This is a genomic window from Sphingomonas sp. CFBP 13603 (genome assembly GCF_014892665.1).
Classification (GTDB): domain Bacteria; phylum Pseudomonadota; class Alphaproteobacteria; order Sphingomonadales; family Sphingomonadaceae; genus Sphingomonas.
In genome coordinates this window covers 29,121-47,257 of the sequence record NZ_JADBIA010000018.1, presented here as the reverse complement: position 1 = coordinate 47,257, position 18,137 = coordinate 29,121, and the positions used below count along the sequence as shown (strand labels likewise).

Genomic DNA, 18,137 nt, shown 5'->3' with positions numbered 1-18,137 from the left:
CCCCACGCTGACGCTCGATGGCGCCACCGCATCGCCCGGCGGCCGGATCGCGCTGACCGGCGTATCGGGGATCGGCAAGACGACGCTGGTCGAGATGCTGCTCGGCCTGCGCCCGATCGCGCGCGGACGCGCGATGCTGGACGGCATCGACATTGCCGATCTCGCCCCGGCGACGCTGCGCGCGACGTTCGCCTGGGCACCGCAGGACGCCGCGCTGATCGCCGGCACGATCCGCGACAACCTCATGCTCGCCGATCCTGCTGCCGACGATGCGCGGCTATGGAGCGCGCTGGCCGATGCCGCGCTCGACGATGTGGTCCGCGCGTTGCCGCAAGGCCTAGATACCTGGCTCGACGACGACGGCGCGCGGCTCTCTGGTGGCGAACGGCGGCGATTGTCGCTCGCCCGTGCCTATGTCGCGCACGCGCCGTGGCTGCTGCTCGACGAGCCCGGCGAAGGCCTCGATGCGGCCACGCTGGCGCGGGTGGTCGCGCGGCTCGGCGCGCGGATCGCCCGGACCGGACAGGGCCTGATCCTCGTCAGCCACCGCCCCACGCTGCTCGCGCTCTGCACCCGGCGCTTGGCGATCCGCCAGGCCGGCGCACGCTAGCCGACCAGTCGCTCCAGCGCCGCGCGATCGAGCAGCGTGACGCCGCGCAGGCCCGACAGCGCGATCAGCCCCTCGTCGCGGAAAGCGGTCATGTGCCGGCTCACCGTTTCGATCGCGAGCCCCAGCGCCTCGGCGATCTCGCCACGCGACAGCGGCAGCATCACCACGCCGCCATCCTGCACGCCCGCGCGCCGCGCCATGTCGAGCAGGAACGCCGCCAGCCGGGCATCGGCCCGTGCATGGGCCAGCATCGGCAGCGCGCGCCGTGCCGCCGCCAGCGTCGCCAGCGTCCGTCGCAGCAACAGCCGTTCCGCCCCCCGATACTGCGCCAGCGTCCGCTCCAGCGCCTCGCGCGGGTAGACGCACAGCTCCGCCTCGGCGAGCACCGCGATCGTGTCGGCGCCGTGCCGCACGAACAGCTCGCCGACGAAATCGCCGGGAAACAGCAGCCCGACGATCTGCGTGCGCCCGTCCGGCTCCTCGCGCACGACCTTCAGCACCCCCGACACCAGATTGGCGCACACCACCGCGGCATCGCCGGCCCAGCTCACCACCTGACCCGCCGGCAACATGCGCCGCCGCCCGATCGCGTTGAGCGCGGAGAGTTCGCTGTCCGCCAGTCCTGCGCACAGCGACAGATCGCGCGCCGCGCACGCCGCGCACCGCGCCGGGATCGCGGAGGCCGGCTCAGACGGCATTGCTGAACCGGCCGGTATCTCCCGTGCGATACGCGTCGAGCGTCGCCGCGATCGCCCGCGCATACGGCACCGCCCCCGCCGCCAGTTCCAGCCGCGTATCCTGCCGCCGCAGCAACCCGCGCGCCGCGAAGGCACCCAGCCGCGCATCGACCGCCGCCAGATCGGGCACGTCGGACAGGTTCGCGCCGCCGCTGCAAAGGATCGCCTCGATCGCATCGCCGCGAACCCGGTCCTCGTCGCTTCGCCGGAGCCCGCGCGCGATCGCGAACCTCCCTTGCCCGATGGCCGCATGCCAGCGCCCGGCGTTCTTCTCGTTCTGCAGCAGCCGGTCGGGGAACTGGCTGATCGCGCTCGCGCCCAGCCCGATCAGCACCTCCGCCCGATCCTCGGTGAAGCCCTGGAAATTACGGCGCAGCGTGCCGGCCGCCGCGGCCCGTGCGAGCGCATCCCCCGGCACCGCGAAATGATCGAACCCGATCGCCCGATAGCCGGCGCCCGTCAGCCGGGCATGCGCCTGCGCCGCCTGCACGAACCGGGCTTCCGCATCGGGCAAGGCACGCGCGTCGATCCGTCGCTGGCGCGGGATCATCTGCGGCACGTGCGCATAGCCGAACACCGCCAGCCGCTCCGGCGCCATCGCCACCGCGGTGTCGAGCGTCGCCGCCAGCGCCGCCTCGTCCTGCCCGGGCAACCCGTACATCAGGTCGAAATTGATCGAATCCACGCCCGCATGCCGCAGGAGGTCGACGGCGAGGCGGATGTCCGCGGTCGGCTGGACCCGCCCGATCCTCGCCTGCAATCCCGCGTCGAACGTCTGCACGCCCAGGCTCGCCCGAGTCACGCCCGTCGTTGCGATCGCATGCGCCCAGTCGGCATCGAAGCCGCGCGGATCGAGTTCGACCGACCATGTCGCGTCGTCGCAGGCAAAGGCGTCGCGGATACGACGGGCGAGCGTCACGAACGCGTCCGGCGAGACCGCGTTGGGGCTGCCTCCGCCGAACGCGATCCGTCCGATCCTCCCGCGTCCGCCGAGCCGCGCGGCGAGCAGGTCGATCTCCTCGTGCAACCGCGCCAGATACGCGTCGAGCCGCGCGCCGCGGTTGATCGCCCCGGTGTTGCACCCGCAATACCAGCAGACCGCGTGGCAATACGGGATGTGCACGTACAACGACACGCCTGCGTCCGCCGCAACCCCGTCCACCGCCTCCGCCATGTCGGCATGGCCGACGTCGTCGCCGAACTCGGCCGCGGTCGGATAGCTTGTATAGCGCGGTACGGCGCGCGCGAGCAGCTCTGGGTGATAGCGCCACATGCCGACGGCGATGCGCGCGCGCGATCACGCTGCCTTTGACCGCGATCAATCCGCGCCTTGTTCGCCGTCAAGGGCGCGGTCGTCGTGCGCGCCTATTCGGTGTCCCACCACGACGAGGACGATTGATATGACGAGCATCACGCAGCGTGCAGCCACATTGCTGGCCATGGCGGCAGGCACATTCGCGCTCCCCGCGATGGCGCAGGCGCAGGCCGCGCCCGTTGAAGCGGCGCCGCGTGTCGGCATCCGTGCCGGCGACGTGCTGTTGCGCGTCCGTGCGATCGTCGTGGCGCCCAATGAGAAATCCGGCAGCATCCTTCCCGCCTTCCCCGGCGAGAAGGTCGAGGTGAACGACAGCGGCATGCCCGAGATCGACGCGACCTACATGGCGACCGATCACATCGGCTTCGAGCTGATCGCCTCGACCACCAAGCACAAGGCGAGCGGGACGAGCGGCACGACCGGGAGCATCGGCAAGCTCGCCAGCACCTGGGTATTGCCGCCGACGCTGACCGCGCAATATCACTTCGCGCCGACCGGCCACATCCGGCCCTATGTCGGCGCGGGGCTCAATTACACGGTCTTCTGGAACGAGAAGGCGTCGCACGGCCTTCAGGCCGCAGTCGGTTCCACGCGGGTCCGCATGAAGGACAGCTTCGGCTGGGCGGCGCAGGCCGGCGTCGATATCGATATCACGCCGAAGGTCTTCCTCAACCTCGACGTCAAATACATCGATATCGACACGACCGTTCGCCTCGACACCGCTGCTGCGGGGACGCAGCGCGTGAAGCTCGGCCTCGATCCGCTGGTCTTCGGGGTCGGCCTGGGCATCCGACTATAGGTCGGAGGCGCGACGGTATCCTGCGTTACTTTACCGGCAGATACCCATATCAAGAGGACATTTCCACCAATCCGCGGCGTTGGTCGGGTGCCAGAAGGCGTCATGGAGAGGATGGAAATGGCCGTTAAATTTGCAGGAACGATGAACGCGATCAACCGCGGGCTCGATGCGACCAAGCCGGACAAGGGTGCCGACATGATCGAGGATTGGGAGGCCGCGCTCGCCGATCTCGACACGCCGGGCGCAAAGGGTATCCTTCGCGATCTCGGATCGTTGCGCAAGCAGCTTGAGAAGGGCGAACCCGACGCCGACCGCGTCCACGCGCTGCTTCACCGCCTCGGCACCGCGACAACCAAGATCGCCGACAAGGCCGACAAGTCGCAGGACAAGCTGAAGGCGCTCGGCGAGGCGCTGAGCGAAGCCGGTGAGGATGCGCCGGACGAGGAAGAGGACGTCGCCGCCGCCGCGGCACCCAAGCGCGCCCGCAAGAAGGCCTGAACGAAAAAAGGGCCGGCGATCGCATGATCGCCGGCCCTTTTTCCTTAGTTACGTCGCGAAAGGCTCAGGCGGTAACCGCCTCGGCCTTCGGATTGACCTTCGACGTCGCCATCGCGGTCAGCCTGTCGTCGGTCGCATATTCCTCGTCGAGCGTTTCCTTCAGGATCGCCGCGATCTCGCTGCGACCAAGCTGGTTCGCCCACGCGATCAGCGTGCCATAGCGCGTGATCTCGTAATGCTCGACCGCCTGCGCCGACGCGATCAGCGCCGCGTCGAGCACCGCCTTGTCCGCGATCTCGCCCGCGACTTCGTTCGCTTCCTTGATGATCCCGTCGATCGCCGGGCAGGTCACCGCCTTGGCCTTCTCACCCAACAGTTCGAAGATCCGCTCGAGCCGAACGATCTGTCCCTCGGTCTCTCGCAGGTGCGTTTCGAACCCGGCCTTCAGACCCGGCGCGGTCGCCTTGTCGGTCATCTTCGGCAGTGCCTTGGTGATCTGGTGCTCGGCATAATACACGTCCTGCAACTGGTGCAGGAACAGGTCTTCGAACGTCGCGATGTCCTTGGAAAACAGGCCCATGATCATATCCTCGCATAGCTGGTGCACGCGAAGCGAACTGCTCCGGTGGTGGCGCAACGTCCTACCCTGGGGTAAGTTTCGTCGGGCCGGCCACCACCGGAGCGAAGCCGCTATGCGCTCAGCTTGGCCGCGGTCTCGGCGATCCGCTTGCCCTGGTAGCGCGCACCGTCGAGCTCGTCCTTGCTCGGCTGGCGGCTGCCGTCGCCGTCCGACAAGGTCGACGCGCCGTACGGGGTGCCGCCCTTGACCGCATCGACGCCCATCTGCGCCTGGAAGCCGTAGTCGAGCCCGACGATCGTCATGCCGTGGTGCAGCAGGTTGGTGATGATCGAGAACAACGTCGTTTCCTGGCCGCCATGCTGGCTCGCGGTCGAGGTGAACGCACCGCCGACCTTGCCGATCAGCGCGCCCGAGAACCATTGGCCACCGGTCGTGTCCCAGAACTGCGCCATCTGCGCGGGCATCCGGCCGAAGCGGGTCGGCGCACCGACGATGATCGCGTCATACTGCTCGAGCGCGGCGGGGCCTTCGATCTCGGCGTGCGCGGTGTCGGTCTTGAAGTGCGCCGCCTCGATCACCGCCTGCGGTGCGGTTTCTGCGACGCGGCGGATGTCGACCTCGGCCCCACCGGCGCGCGCGCCCTCGGCGACGGCATCCGCCATCTGCTCGATATGGCCGTAGGACGAGTAATAGAGCACGAGAACCTTGGTCATATGTGTTTCCTTCTTGGCTCCCCCTCCCGCGAGCGGGAGGGGGCTGGGGGGTGGGCACCCGGCTTCGGCAAGCGCGCCGGATCGAAGTGCGTATCTTCAACGATGGTCACGGCGGAGGTAAGCGCGAGCCCACCCCCTGCCCCCTCCCGCCAGCGGGAGGGGAAAGACGCTTACTCCGAGTCTACCAGAACGATCTCGGCGTCCTCTTGAGCCGTGATCGTCACCGTCTGGCCGCCCGTCAGCGCCGCTCCGTCGCGTGCGGCAAAGGCGTCGTCGCCGATCGTGATCGCACCGGTCGCCGGCACCAGATACACGTGGCGTCCCTCGCCGACCGCATAGTCGACGCTGTCGCCAGCCTTCAGGGTCGCCGCCAGCACCCGCGCATTCGCCCGGATCGGCAACGCATCGCCGTCCCCCTCGAACCCGCTCGCCAAGGTCACGAACTGCCCCGAGCGCTCGCCCTTCGGAAACGGCTTGGCACCCCAGCTCGGCGCGCCACCTTTCCGCGAAGGCTCGATCCAGATCTGGAAGATCGTCGTCGTCTCGGGCTCGAGATTATACTCGGCATGCCGCACGCCGGTGCCCGCGCTCATAACCTGCACGTCACCGGCTTCGGTGCGGCCCTTGTTGCCGAGCGAATCCTCATGCGTGATCGCGCCGCTGCGGACATAGGTGATGATCTCCATGTCGCTATGCGCATGCGGCGGAAAGCCCGAGTTCGCGGCGATCTGGTCGTCGTTCCAGACGCGGATCGCGCCCCAGCCCATGCGGGCTGGATCGTAATAGTTCGCGAACGAGAAATGATGCCGCGCATTCAGCCAGCCATGATCGGCATGGCCGAGGCTCTCGAAGGGGCGGCGTTCGACTTTGGAAAGGGTCGTGGTCGTCATGATATGTCTCCACTGGTTGAACCCAAGATAAGTGCTGCGATCATGACGTAAATAGAAACGCTGGAAACCGATCGTTTCGGTGGCTAACGTGAGCTCCAGATAAAGAACCCATAGAGTGCACCTCCCCGGCGAAGGCCGGGGCCCAGTTGGGGAACGTCGATAACGAAGCGCAGTCCTTCGTTACGACCACCTTTCCAACTGGGCCCCGGCCTCCGCCGGGGGGGTAAATCCAGTACGGCTCTAGTATCGGAGACCCCCACATGCGCCTGCCCGATCTCGAAGCCTGGGCGATCTTCGCCAGCGTCGTCGAGCACCGCTCGTTCAGCGCCGCCGCCGATGCGGTCGGGCTCAGCAAGGCGACCGTGTCGAAGGCGATCACCCGCCTCGAAGCGCATCTCGGCCAGTCGCTCTTCCACCGCACCTCGCGCCGCCTCGCGCTCACCGAAGCCGGCAAGCCGCTCGCCGAGCACGCCGCGCGCATCCTCGCCGAAGCCCGCGCCGCCGAGGAGTCCGCACACGACGCCGCCAGCGCGCATACCGGCCGCGTCCGTCTCGCCGCCCCGATGAGCTTCGGCGTCACCAACGTCGCACCGATCCTCGCCGAGTTCCTCGTCGCGCACCCGGGTATCGAGGTCGATTTCCACCTCTCCGACGCACGCGTCGACATCGTCGCGGAAGGCTTCGACGTCGCGCTGCGGATCGCCGAGCTTCCCGACAGCTCGCTACGTGCCCGCCGCCTGTGCAGCATCCAGGCGCACACCGTCGCCGCACCGAGTTACCTCGCCAAACACGGCACCCCGACGCACCCGGCACAGCTCGGCGAGCATCAATTGGTCGGCTATTCGAACGTCGTCGGCCCGTGGCGCTTCCATGGTCCTGGCGGCGCCGACGTCTCGGTCCGCCTGCAAGGTCAGCTCACCGCCAACAGCGGCGAGGCGATCGTTCCCGCGCTGATCGCCGGGCTCGGCATCGCGCGTCTGCCCGACTTCATCGTCGACCGGCATATCGCGTCCGGCGAGCTCGTCGTCATCCTGGAGGACTGGGCGCCCGCGAAGATCGGACTCCACCTCCTGACCCCGCCAAGCCCCCTCCGCCCGGCGCGCGTCGAGGCCCTGATAGACTTCCTCGCCGCACGCCTCCGCGATCCGAACGCGGGGCAAGCCTGACGCGACGACCTTGCGCAAAACCGGGACGGATGCCATGTAAGAGGCTGGATAGGCGCTCGAGTTTGCAACCCAGCGCGATCCCAACGACACCCGATACCGGGATGAGGACTTTGAGCAGCGGCCGCGCTCAGTCGGTAGTTCGTGTATCGATTCCGTGATTTCCGCGTGGCTGACCCGATAATCCGGTTATGGATTCTCGTCGTCTTCGGCCTGTGTCGGGACAGCGGGCCATGCCGAAACGTAAAGGCATGACCATGCGGCCAGACGCTAACGACACGATCTCCCCAGTATCCAAGACCGGCGTGACCCGGCGCAATCTGCTCGGCTCGGCGATCGTCGCCGGCGGTGCAGCCGCGCTGCCGATCGCACACGCCGACGCCGCGACCACCGAGCGGACGGTCGACGTCCTGCTGATCGGCGGCGGCATCATGAGCGCGACGCTCGCCGTCCTTCTGCGCGAGCTCGAGCCGACCTGGACGATCGAGATGGTCGAGCGCCTCGACAAGGTCGCCGACGAAAGCTCGAACGGCTGGAACAACGCCGGTACCGGCCACTCCGCGCTTTGCGAACTGAACTACACGCCGGTCAACAAGGCTGACGGCAAGGTCGAGATCGCCAAGGCGGTCGAGATCAACGAGCAGTTCCAGGTCACGCGCCAGTTCCTCAGCCATCAGGTCGATACCGGCATCCTCGCCAACCCGCGCTCGTTCATCAATTCGACGCCGCACATGAATCTGGTGTGGGGCGATGCCAACGTCGCCTTCCTGCAAAAGCGCCACGCCGCGCTCCAGGCGAGCCCGCTCTTCTCGGGGATGGAATTCACCACCGACCCGAAGCAGATCTCGCAGTGGGTGCCGGTGATGATGGAGGGCCGCGCGCCCGGCACCAAGCTCGCCGCGACGCGCTCGCCGCTAGGAACCGACTGCGACTGGGGCGAGGTCACGCGCCAGTACATCGCGTCGCTCGCCAAGCAGGACAATTTCACGCTGACCACGGGGCATGAGGTCCGCTCGCTCGAACGCGAGACGATCGGCGGCAAGAAGGCGCGCTGGCGGGTCACCGCACGCGACATGAAGACCGACGAGAAGCAGGTCATCAAGGCACGCTTCGTGTTCGCGGGCGCAGGCGGCGGCGCGCTGCCGATCCTGCAGAAGTCCGGCATTCCCGAGGCCGACGATTATGCCGGCTTCCCGGTCGGCGGCTCGTTCCTGGTCGCGGACAAGCCTGAAATCACGCACCGCCATCTCGCCAAGGTCTACGGCAAGGCCGCGGTCGGCTCGCCGCCGATGTCCGTGCCGCATCTCGACACGCGGTTCCTCGATGGCAAGCAGGCGCTGTTGTTCGGCCCGTTCGCGACCTTCTCGACCAAGTTCCTCAAGGAAGGCTCGTATTTCGATCTTCCGGCGTCGGTCACGCTCGACAATTTCCGGCCGATGCTCGCGGTCGGCTGGGATGATTTCGACCTCGTCGAATATCTCGCAGGCCAGCTCATCATGTCGGACAGCGACCGGATGGATGCCCTGCGCGAGTATTTCCCGGGTGCGAAGGACGGCGACTGGCGCCTGTGGCAGGCGGGCCAGCGCGTCCAGATCATCAAGCGCGATCCGGAGAAGGGCGGCGTGCTGCGGCTCGGCACCGAGATCGTCGCGTCGAAGGACGGCTCGATCGCCGCGCTGCTCGGCGCTTCGCCGGGGGCCTCGACCGCGCCGTCGATCATGCTCAACCTGTTGAAGAAGGTGTTCCCGAACCACCTCGCCACCGCCGGCTGGCAGGCGAAGATCCGCGAGATCGTGCCGACCTACGGCGTGATGCTCAACGAGACCCCCGACGTCCTCGCCGAGCATTGGGCCTCGACCGCGGACACGCTGCAACTCGCGATCCCCTCGCCCACGGTCGGCGTTGCAGCCAGCCCACGCCCCGCGGCCATGCGCGTAAAGCCAGACCGCAGCCCCGACCTCGCGCTGTAAGCTCGAACGACGGCTATTCTACAATCCTCCCCCCGCCAGGGGGAGGTGGCTGGCACTTGCCAGACGGAGGGGGAGGCAGGCGATGACTGCCGTTGCGTGTCCTCCCCCTCCGTCACCTTCGGCGACACCTCCCCCTGGCGGGGGAGGATCAGCGCCCGTTACTTCCGGAACGTAGCTTAAGTCCTTGGAACGGCTGTCCTACGCCGTGGCGATCTGCCACGGTCGAACGATGAGCGATCCGACCTTCCAAACCCTGCAACGCCAAACCGACGGCGAGATGCCCGTGTTCAGCGATCGAACGCGATGTGCACAAAGTCTCCCAGCGTCTACACTTTCTATACTTCACTCGGTTTTGCCTCGTACGACGCCCCTCGCGCGGCCCGCATCCGCATGAACCGCCTCGCCCCCGACTCGGACGATTCGCGCTTCATTCGCCGCGTCGTACTGACCATCGTGATCGTCGCGGTCGTCGCCGCACTCTACAAGGCCGGCGACCTGCTCATCCTCGCCTTCGGGTCGATGCTCGGCGCGATCGTCATCCACGCGATCGCCGATCTCTACCGCGACCATCTCCGCGTTCCACGCAAGCCGGCGCTAGGCCTCGGCATCGCCACCGTGCTCGGCATCATCGCCTTCCTCGTCTGGCTGTTCGGCGTGCAGTTCCGCAGCCAGGTCAACGTCCTGATCGCCCAGACACCGGCGCTGCTCGACCAACTCGCCGCGTATCTCTCGCAAAGCGCGGTCGGCGCGAAGCTCGTCGACGCCGTGCAGCAGGCCTATGCCGGGTCGAAGGTCGCGCAGGACGTCGGCGGACTCGTGACGGGCGCGGGCGAACTCGTGCTCAACTGTCTGTTGCTGCTGGTCGGCGCGTTGTTCTTCGCCGCCGATCCAAAGGTGTACGAACGCGGCTTCCTCTTGCTGATCCCGCGCTCGAAGCGTGCCGCGGTCGAGGATGCCCTGTTCGACGTCGGCTCGACGCTGCGGCTGTGGCTCGGCTCGTCGCTGATCCTGATGACGACGATGGGCATTCTGGTCGGCATCGGGCTCTGGTTTTCGGGCGTCCCCAGCGCCGCCGCGCTCGGGCTGCTCGCCGGGCTATCGGAATTCATTCCGTATATCGGGCCGACCGCGGCAATGATCCCCGCGCTCGGGCTCGCCGCGACGCAGGGCACTTCGTCGATCGTCGGCACGCTCGTCACCTATGCGGTCGTGCGGCTCGTCCAGACCAATTTCATCACGCCGTACGTGCAGAACCGCGTGATCTCGATCCCGCCCGCGATCACGGTGTTTGCGATCATCGGCATCGGTACGATCTTCGGACTGTTCGGCTTATTCTTCTCGGCGGCGCTGCTGGTGGTGATCTTCACGCTCGTCCGCAGCCTGTATCTGCGCGAAGTTCTTGGTGAGGATATCCCGCGAACCGTACACCGAACATTATTGGGACCTGATCTCACACCACGTCCGCCGGCGGATGATTTGTAAGAAAAACAAGCGGTCAGCAGCAATCGGGACGCACCCAGGCACCAACCTTAGTTCGAAATTAACCTTTTGCCTTCAGATGTTGTGTGGTTAATGAATCGAAGTCGAGCGGCTGACATGGGGTGTCGGGCGGTCTCGCGATAAGGGGACGACGCATGCGGGTGCTGCTGATCGAGGACGAGCCGACCACGGCCAAGGCTATCGAGCTGATGCTGACGACCGAAGGGTTCAACGTCTACATCACCGATCTCGGGGAAGAAGGCCTCGATCTGGGCAAGCTGTATGATTACGACATCATCCTGCTCGATCTGAACCTGCCCGATATGCATGGCTACGACGTGCTCAAGCGCCTGCGGGTCGCGCGGGTGTCGACGCCGGTGCTGATCCTGTCGGGCGTGAACGAGATGGACTCGAAGGTACGCAGCTTCGGCTTCGGCGCCGACGACTACGTCACCAAGCCGTTCCACCGCGAGGAACTGGTCGCACGCATCCACGCCGTCGTCCGCCGCTCGAAGGGCCATAGCCAGTCGGTCATCCGCACCGGCAAGCTGGCGGTCAATCTCGACGCGAAGACGGTCGAAGTCGATGGCAGCCGCGTCCACCTGACCGGCAAGGAATATGCGATGCTGGAGCTGCTCTCGCTCCGCAAGGGCACGACCCTGACCAAGGAGATGTTCCTCAATCACCTTTATGGTGGGATGGACGAGCCCGAACTGAAGATCATCGACGTGTTCATCTGCAAGCTCCGCAAGAAGCTCAGCCTGGCGTGCGATGGCGAGAATTACATCGAGACGGTCTGGGGTCGCGGCTACGTCCTGCGCGAACCCGACGAGGCGCTCGAAGCCCAGGTCGCGTAACTCCCCTGTTTTTCGGGAGCGCTTGAGGCCGCGGTACCGGGGGGTGCCGCGGCCTTTCCTATTTACGCCGCCACCGCCGGAACAGCCCACGCTTGCTGAGCGACTCGAACATCTCCTGAGGACCTTCGGGATCGAGCACCTCGTTGTCGGCCAGCCATTCCTCGACCGCGGTGAGATCGGGCACTTCGTAACAACGCAACGTCTTCCCCTTGCCGCGCAATCGCTCGATCGTCTGGATCAGCGATCCCGTCTCCGCAACGAGATCGCTCACCACCTGCGACTCGACGCCGAGATGCTCCGCGATCAGTCCGTCGCGGATCGTCGCGATGCCTTTCGACGTCGCCGTGTCGGTTGCACGGATCGCGAGATCGCACTCGGTATCGAGCCGCAAAGACCGGTTGTTCATGTTCGACGAGCCCAGGCGGAACACGTCGTCGTCGGCGATCAGGATCTTGGCGTGGCAATAGATCGGCGCGCCGCCCGCGGTGTACGGATGATACATGCGCAGCCGCTTGTGCGTGTCGCGGCGGTGCAGCGCCTCCATCAGCCGCGCCCGCGCGGTGTCCATCGCCAGCGGCTCCAGCCACCCCTGCGCGGTCGTCGGATTGATGATGACGATTTCCGGGCCATTCGCCTCGTCGAGACGCCTCGCGACGGCTTCGGCGATCTTGCGCGACGCGAAATACTGGCTCTCGATGTACAGATATTTCTTCGCCCGCGCGATCTGACCAAGAAACAGCGCCTCGCTCTCATACACCGGCTCCTGGTCGGACATTTCGGGTTCGCTGCGCGCGATCGCCACGTCGACATTGTGGAAGTCGACTGGCAGCCCTTCGGGCCAACTCCGCCCGCCGGGCACGCCGGGTGCCATCTTCACGCCACCAGCCAGATGCCACCGGCGGCGGAACAGCTCGCCCAGCGCATGGGCGACAGGTCCCTCCACCGCGCTGATCGCGTCGTGCCATGGCTTGTACGGCTTGCCCGATGGTTGGACGCGATGCGGATCGCCGTCGCGGTGTTCGCGCGTGTCCCAGCGATCGCCGGTCATGTCGATCCCGCCGCAAAATGCCAGCGCATCGTCGATGATGACGATCTTCTGGTGATGCGACGCCGCAGTGGGATGGTGCCCGTCGAGCTTCGTATGAATGCGCTTGTGTCGCATCCATTTGAGCATCGTGAACAGCGTCGACCCGCGGAACAGCGACTTGATCGCACCGGTATCCCAGCGCAGCACGAAGATCTCGAGTTCGGGTTCGCGCTCGACCAGCCAGTGCATGAAGCCGCCCAAAGTCTTGGGCTCGCCCGGACGGTCCACGCCCGGCTCCAGCGAGATACGCGCGTCGAAGTCCCACCCGATCAGCAGGATGCGGCGCTTGGCGCCCAGCATCGCGACGCGCGCGGTGCGGAAATAGTCCGCGGCATCGACGATCACCGCCATCTGGTCGGCGCGTTCGATCCGCCAGCATTCCGTCCCGACCTGCATTCACGTCCCTTCGTCTGCACGTCGGCACTATGCGCGGCGGCGCAATTGGTTGCGTGGACGCCCTGTATCGCCGCCGCCCGTGCGCCTATCTAACGCTTCGATGCTTCCCCCTACCCAGCCCCCGGTGCAGCGCAAGGTGATCCATGTCGACATGGATGCCTTCTACGCGTCGGTCGAACAGCGCGACGATCCCTCGCTCAGGGGCAAGCCGGTCGCGGTCGGCGGGTCGCGGGCGCGCGGCGTGGTGGCGGCGGCCAGCTATGAAGCGCGCGCGTTCGGCGTCCGCAGCGCGATGCCGTCGGTCACCGCGATCCGACGCTGTCCCGACCTGGTGTTCGTGCCCCCGCGGTTCGACGTCTACCGCGGCGTATCGGACCAGATCCGTGCGATCTTCGCCGATTACACCACGCTGATCGAACCCTTGTCGCTCGACGAGGCGTATCTCGACGTGACCGAGGACATTCGGGGCTTGGGCACCGCGGCGGCGATCGCCGAGGAGATCCGCGCCAGGATCAAGGCGGATACCGGCCTGACCGCGTCGGCGGGGGTGAGCTACAACAAGTTCATCGCCAAGCTCGCATCGGACCAAAACAAGCCCGACGGAATCTGCATCATCACGCCGAAGCGTGGCGCGGCGTTCGTGCAGTCGTTGCCGGTGAAGCGGTTCCACGGCGTCGGCCCGGTCACCGCGCAGAAGATGGAGCGGCTCGGCATCCTCACGGGAGCCGATCTGTTCGCCCAGAGCCTCACGTTTCTCCAGGCGCATTTCGGCAGCTATGCGGACTATCTGTACGGCGCGGCGCGCGGCATCGACCATCGTCCGGTACGCGTCGATCGCGCCGCCAAGTCGGTCGGCGCCGAACGCACGTTCGAAACCAATCTCAGCGATCCCGAAGACCTGCGGGCAGCACTCGACCGGGTCGCAGACGCCGCGTGGGTCCGGATCGAACGGCATGGTACGCGCGGCCGGACGATCACGCTGAAGCTGCGCCACGCCGACTTCCGCACGATCACGCGCGCACGGTCCTCGGCTTCCGCCGTGACGGACAAGGCGGCCTTCCTCGCCGCCGGACTCGACCTACTGATGGCACAACTGCCGGTACCCGACGGGGTTCGACTGCTAGGCCTCACGCTGTCGGGAATAATGGGCGAAGACGACGAAGTGCAGCCGAGCTTGCTTTGAAGACTTTTGCGTAGGCGATCGCTTCGGAGAAGCTCCTACGATGCGGCTATCAGTGATGCCGTATCGCCGGCATGCAGCGTGAGCAGCGCAACCGCACCCAACCCCGGCCCGTCGCTTTCAAGCCGCAGCGATCCTTCCATTGCGTTCATCGAATTCGCGCACCAGTGGAGTCCCAGCCCACCCGATTTATGAGCGCGCGTCGAGAAGCCGCGCTGGAACAGCATCGCCGCACTTTCAGTCGAGAACCCCTCTCCGTCATCGCGGATCAGGATCGTCACGCGGTCATCGGCGTTCGTGATCGACGTGATGATCGATCCGCTGCCGAGCCCCCGCGCGACGATCGATTCGACCGCGTTACCGAACAGATTGCCGATGACCTGGCTCAGGATGATCCGACTTGCCAGCACCATGGTCGGCCCGGCCGGAAAGCTGAACGCGATCGAGGCATCTTGCGAATAGCGGGCAATCGTCGCGTTGCGGGCAATGATGTCGGTGACGTCGCACACCTCGAGCTTGGGGCGCTCGTGCGCGGCACTCTGCTGTTGGCCGATGATTTCGAGGACGTGCGCCATCGCCTCGCGGCCGATCTTGAGTTCGCGGCGGGTTGCCTGGCGACTGGCGACCTCAGCCTCGATCGCCGCGGTCACGAACGCCGCGAGCTTTTCGCGGCGCACGGCCGGCACGTCGCCCCGTGCCAGTTCGGCGATTGCCCGGTCGAGCGTGGCACGGTCGACCGGCGACCGTTGCGCAATGCCCTGGCTCAGTATCGTGCTGATCGGGTTCAGCGCGTTGCGGACGTTGTGCATGACCGCGACCGCGCTTTCGCTGCGCCCGAGATCGAACGACTGCACCTCGATCCGTTCGCGCAAATCCTTCAACTGGCGCAGCATCGCGTTGAAGCTTCGTCCGAGCGAGCCGATCTCGTCGCGCCGGCCGTCCTCTTCGAGCAGCGCGAGCGAACCCGAGACGCGGACGCGCTGCATGTGCCCCTCCACCCGGTGAAGCGGCCGCAGAACCGATCGATCGATCATCCGTCGCAGCATGACGAGCATCAGAAGCAACAGCACCGTCGAACCGGCGACCGCGAGCAGCAGCATCCGGCGCCCCAGCAACAACACGTCGCGCGGTACGCTGAACTGCGTGCGGGCAATGGCTTGGCCGTTCGGCCCCATCATCGGCACCGCGATCATCATCTTGGACGTGCCGAGAGCGACGGCCTCGCTACCACCGTGCGGGTTCAGGTCGATCGTCGCGTCGAGCCCGAGCAGGTCCGAAATCTGTCCTGCCGTGATGACCCGTGCCATCAGTACGTAGCCACGTGCCGAGCCGGTGCCGTCCGAGCGCCGAACCTGCGCCACGCCGATCGCCGCGACGCTTCCGCCGATTTTTGCAAAGAAACGCCCAGAACTGCGCCCACCAAGGACGCGCGCAAGATCGGTCTGGCCGATCATCGCGGTCAGCTGCTCGCGCATGCCGGTACGTTCGGCGCCGCTGGTCGGATCACGCCAGCGAGCGATGACGATACGGCCGTCAGGCGCAACATACGCCATGCCCTGAACGTCGATGCTGCGCATCGCCTCCGGTGAAAACCTCTCGCGTTCGAACCGCGTGTAAGGATGCGCCATGTAATCGTAGCTGTCGCTCCAGTCGCCATAGTCGCGCACCGCGCTTTCCAGCTCGGCGGCGTATTCGGACAGCGCAGCACGGGTGCGCTCGACATGCGCGGCGATTGCCTTGTCTTCGAGCTTCGTGAAACTGGGCGTGATGATCGTTGCCAGCAAAAGCGTGACCGCGACCGCCGCGACGAGGCCGACCACGGTCATGATCAACACGAGCTTTGCACCGAGCGACGTGCGGCTTCGCATGCGGCCGAACTGAAGACCGAGCGTCGCGGGAAGACGCCCCCTCCCGATGGTCGGCATCAGCCGAGCGCCCCGCCGCCCAGCTTGCGTGGCACCACCGCCGCATCTCCCGCCGTGTCATCCTCGCCACCCATGAACCGCGCATTGGCCATTTCGAGCGCGATCGCAGAGGAGACGGGGCGCGAAAAATAATAGCCCTGGAGATGGCTCGCACCGGCGAGACGCAATGCCTGAACCTGTGCCTCGGTCTCGACGCCTTCCGCAATCACACCCAAGCCGAGGGCACGGCCTAGGTGGATGATCGAATGGACGATGGCGGCGCTTTCGCGTTCGCGGCCCATGCCGTCGATGAACGAACGGTCGATCTTCAGGCAGTCGAGCGCGAACTTGCGGATGTTATAGAGGCTCGAATAGCCCGTCCCGAAATCGTCGAGCGCGATCCGGAAGCCCATCTGGCGCAGCTTGTAGAGCGTCTCCGCCGCGCGCTCCGCATCATCGAAGATCGCCGTCTCGGTGATCTCGATCTGCAACCGTGCAGGCGCGATGCCGGCGCGCTGGACGCACTTCATGATGTGCCCGACGAAATTGTGGCGACGGAACTGGCGGGGCGAGAAATTGACCGAGACATACTGGCCGGGCCATTGCTTCAGCACCTCCAGAGCCTGACCGAGTACCCAATCGCCGAGTTCGTGGATGAGGTTCGATTCCTCCGCGATCGGAATGAAGGTCGCCGGGCTCATCTGCCCGTATTCGGGCGTATTCCAGCGGACCAGCGCCTCGAACCCGACCACCTCGACCACGTCGCGCGAGACGATCGGCTGATAGACCAGGCTCAACTCACCCTTGGCGATCGCCTGGCTCAGCCCCCCTTCGACACGGCGACGGAAGCGGATCCCCTCGTCCATGCTTTCGTCGAACAACCGGACGATCCCGCGGCCACCGCGCTTGGCATCGTTGAGCGCGAGATCGGAGCGGCGCATGACGTCGACCGGATCGCGGCCCTGCCCACCTTCGCTGACGACGAGCCCCGCAGACGCGCCGCCCTGGACCGAATTGCCGAACACCTGGAGACTGACCGAGCACGCCGCGACGACCCGTTCGCACGCCATCACCGCGTCCGCCTCGCCCGTCGTTTCGAACAGGATGCCGAATTCGTCGCCGCCGAGCCGAGCGACGAGCGCGTGTTCGGGCGAAGACCGGCCGAGGATGCCGCAGACTTCGCGGATGAGCGCGTCGCCCGCGAGATGCCCGAGCGTGTCGTTGACCAGCTTGAAGCGATCGAGGTCGACCATCACGGTCGCGAACAGCCCCTTGGTCCGGGTCCGCTCGGCCAACGCGCGCAGGAAGGCGAGCCGATTGGGCGCATCGGTCAGCGAGTCGTGAGTCGCGATGTGGATCGCGCGACTCTCGTTCGCGGCAAGTTCGGCGCCCTGTTCCTGCAACTGAACCACCTGCGACGCGAGCGTTTCGCGGGCGGATTTCAGTTCGCGATCGACTTCCCAGCGTTTCGCGAGCGCAGTCGCGGTCTGCGTGATCTCGGCAACCTCGAACGGCTTGGCGATATAGAAGATCTTGTCCGCCGGGCCTGCGACCTTGCTGATCTCGACCGGCGAGAAGTCGGAATAGCCGGTGACGATGACGAGGTTGATCTCGGGATCGAGCGCGCGAAGGCGTTGGGCGGTCTCGCGACCGTCGATGCCGGGCGGCATGCGGATGTCGATGAACGCGACCGCGAACGGATCGCCGTCGGCATGCGCCCGGTCGACCGCATCGACCGCATCGAGCCCCTGCCAGCAGTGCGTCAGCGCGAAATCAGGCAGCCCCTCCCCGACAGGCGTATTCTCACCGAACAGTTCCGCGGCCATCGCGCCCAGCGCCTCGTCGCTGTCCGACCGCTGCCCGGCGAAGCTGCGCCGGTAGCTGTCGTGCATCGCCGGCTCGTCGTCCACGATGAGAATACGCATCCAAAAACCGCTCCTTGTGGGCACTGCATCCACG

At 66.3% G+C, this 18,137-nt stretch carries 16 protein-coding genes; 8 read left to right on the top strand and 8 right to left on the bottom strand.

Features of this window, described 5'->3' with window-relative positions:
- Positions 1–610 (top strand): ATP-binding cassette domain-containing protein (locus IFR23_RS19450; RefSeq protein ID WP_192977252.1); only part of this gene is annotated, 610 nt, incomplete at its 5' end.
- On the opposite strand, the gene IFR23_RS19445 is transcribed toward IFR23_RS19450, so the two are convergent.
- Complete coding sequence (locus IFR23_RS19445) at positions 607–1,308, bottom strand: Crp/Fnr family transcriptional regulator (RefSeq protein WP_192977251.1); 702 nt, start codon at positions 1,306–1,308, stop codon at positions 607–609. The two genes, IFR23_RS19450 and IFR23_RS19445, sit on opposite strands and share 4 nt — an antisense overlap.
- Complete coding sequence (gene hemN, locus IFR23_RS19440; protein ID WP_192977250.1) at positions 1,298–2,620, bottom strand: oxygen-independent coproporphyrinogen III oxidase; 1,323 nt, start codon at positions 2,618–2,620, stop codon at positions 1,298–1,300. The genes IFR23_RS19445 and hemN overlap by 11 nt, the downstream gene beginning before the upstream one ends.
- Positions 2,621–2,747: 127 nt before the next feature.
- On the opposite strand from hemN, the gene IFR23_RS19435 reads away from it, so the two are divergent.
- Together IFR23_RS19435 and IFR23_RS19430 are read left to right on the top strand one after the other, a co-directional pair.
- Positions 2,748–3,461, top strand: a complete 714-nt coding sequence (locus tag IFR23_RS19435; RefSeq protein ID WP_274599211.1) for an OmpW/AlkL family protein — start codon at positions 2,748–2,750, stop codon at positions 3,459–3,461.
- A 117-nt stretch (positions 3,462–3,578) separates the two neighbouring features.
- Complete coding sequence (locus IFR23_RS19430) at positions 3,579–3,959, top strand: hypothetical protein (RefSeq protein WP_192977249.1); 381 nt, start codon at positions 3,579–3,581, stop codon at positions 3,957–3,959.
- A 64-nt stretch (positions 3,960–4,023) separates the two neighbouring features.
- Here IFR23_RS19430 and IFR23_RS19425 read toward each other — a convergent pair whose 3' ends face one another.
- The 3 genes from IFR23_RS19425 to IFR23_RS19415 all read right to left on the bottom strand — a co-directional run bounded on the left by IFR23_RS19425 (position 4,024) and on the right by IFR23_RS19415 (position 6,142).
- Positions 4,024–4,539 carry a YciE/YciF ferroxidase family protein gene (locus IFR23_RS19425; RefSeq protein WP_192977248.1) on the bottom strand — a complete coding sequence of 172 codons (516 nt, stop codon included), beginning with the start codon at positions 4,537–4,539 and terminating at the stop codon, positions 4,024–4,026.
- A gap of 110 nt (positions 4,540–4,649) precedes the next feature.
- The gene (gene wrbA / locus IFR23_RS19420) at positions 4,650–5,252 is read right to left on the bottom strand and encodes an NAD(P)H:quinone oxidoreductase (protein ID WP_192977247.1); all 603 of its coding nucleotides are present in this window, start codon (positions 5,250–5,252) and stop codon (positions 4,650–4,652) included.
- 170 nt (positions 5,253–5,422) lie between these two features.
- Positions 5,423–6,142: a pirin family protein gene (locus IFR23_RS19415; protein ID WP_107961533.1), complete on the bottom strand. Its 720-nt coding sequence runs from the start codon at positions 6,140–6,142 to the stop codon at positions 5,423–5,425.
- 260 nt (positions 6,143–6,402) lie between these two features.
- Here IFR23_RS19415 and IFR23_RS19410 point away from each other — a divergent pair, with 260 nt between their 5' ends.
- The 4 genes from IFR23_RS19410 to ctrA all read left to right on the top strand — a co-directional run bounded on the left by IFR23_RS19410 (position 6,403) and on the right by ctrA (position 11,611).
- Complete coding sequence (locus IFR23_RS19410; RefSeq protein WP_107961532.1) at positions 6,403–7,308, top strand: LysR family transcriptional regulator; 906 nt, start codon at positions 6,403–6,405, stop codon at positions 7,306–7,308.
- Between the two features lie 248 nt (positions 7,309–7,556).
- Positions 7,557–9,275: a malate dehydrogenase (quinone) gene (mqo, locus tag IFR23_RS19405; protein WP_192977246.1), complete on the top strand. Its 1,719-nt coding sequence runs from the start codon at positions 7,557–7,559 to the stop codon at positions 9,273–9,275.
- A gap of 390 nt (positions 9,276–9,665) precedes the next feature.
- The gene (locus tag IFR23_RS19400; RefSeq protein ID WP_192977245.1) at positions 9,666–10,757 is read left to right on the top strand and encodes an AI-2E family transporter; all 1,092 of its coding nucleotides are present in this window, start codon (positions 9,666–9,668) and stop codon (positions 10,755–10,757) included.
- Between the two features lie 152 nt (positions 10,758–10,909).
- Positions 10,910–11,611: a response regulator transcription factor CtrA gene (ctrA, locus tag IFR23_RS19395; RefSeq protein ID WP_093398904.1), complete on the top strand. Its 702-nt coding sequence runs from the start codon at positions 10,910–10,912 to the stop codon at positions 11,609–11,611.
- 58 nt (positions 11,612–11,669) lie between these two features.
- Here the strand turns inward: ctrA and IFR23_RS19390 are convergent, their stop codons facing one another.
- Entirely contained in the window at positions 11,670–13,094 is a 1,425-nt protein-coding gene (locus tag IFR23_RS19390) for a phospholipase D-like domain-containing protein (protein WP_192977244.1), read from the bottom strand.
- A 100-nt stretch (positions 13,095–13,194) separates the two neighbouring features.
- On the opposite strand from IFR23_RS19390, the gene dinB reads away from it, so the two are divergent.
- On the top strand, positions 13,195–14,277 hold the full coding sequence (gene dinB / locus IFR23_RS19385) for a DNA polymerase IV (protein WP_192977243.1): 1,083 nt from the start codon (positions 13,195–13,197) through the stop codon (positions 14,275–14,277).
- A 35-nt stretch (positions 14,278–14,312) separates the two neighbouring features.
- On the opposite strand, the gene IFR23_RS19380 is transcribed toward dinB, so the two are convergent.
- Both IFR23_RS19380 and IFR23_RS19375 read right to left on the bottom strand, forming a co-directional pair.
- Positions 14,313–16,199: a CHASE4 domain-containing protein gene (locus IFR23_RS19380; protein ID WP_244655806.1), complete on the bottom strand. Its 1,887-nt coding sequence runs from the start codon at positions 16,197–16,199 to the stop codon at positions 14,313–14,315.
- Positions 16,199–18,103: a putative bifunctional diguanylate cyclase/phosphodiesterase gene (locus IFR23_RS19375; protein WP_107961526.1), complete on the bottom strand. Its 1,905-nt coding sequence runs from the start codon at positions 18,101–18,103 to the stop codon at positions 16,199–16,201. The genes IFR23_RS19380 and IFR23_RS19375 overlap by 1 nt, the downstream gene beginning before the upstream one ends.
- Positions 18,104–18,137: the final 34 nt, after the last annotated feature.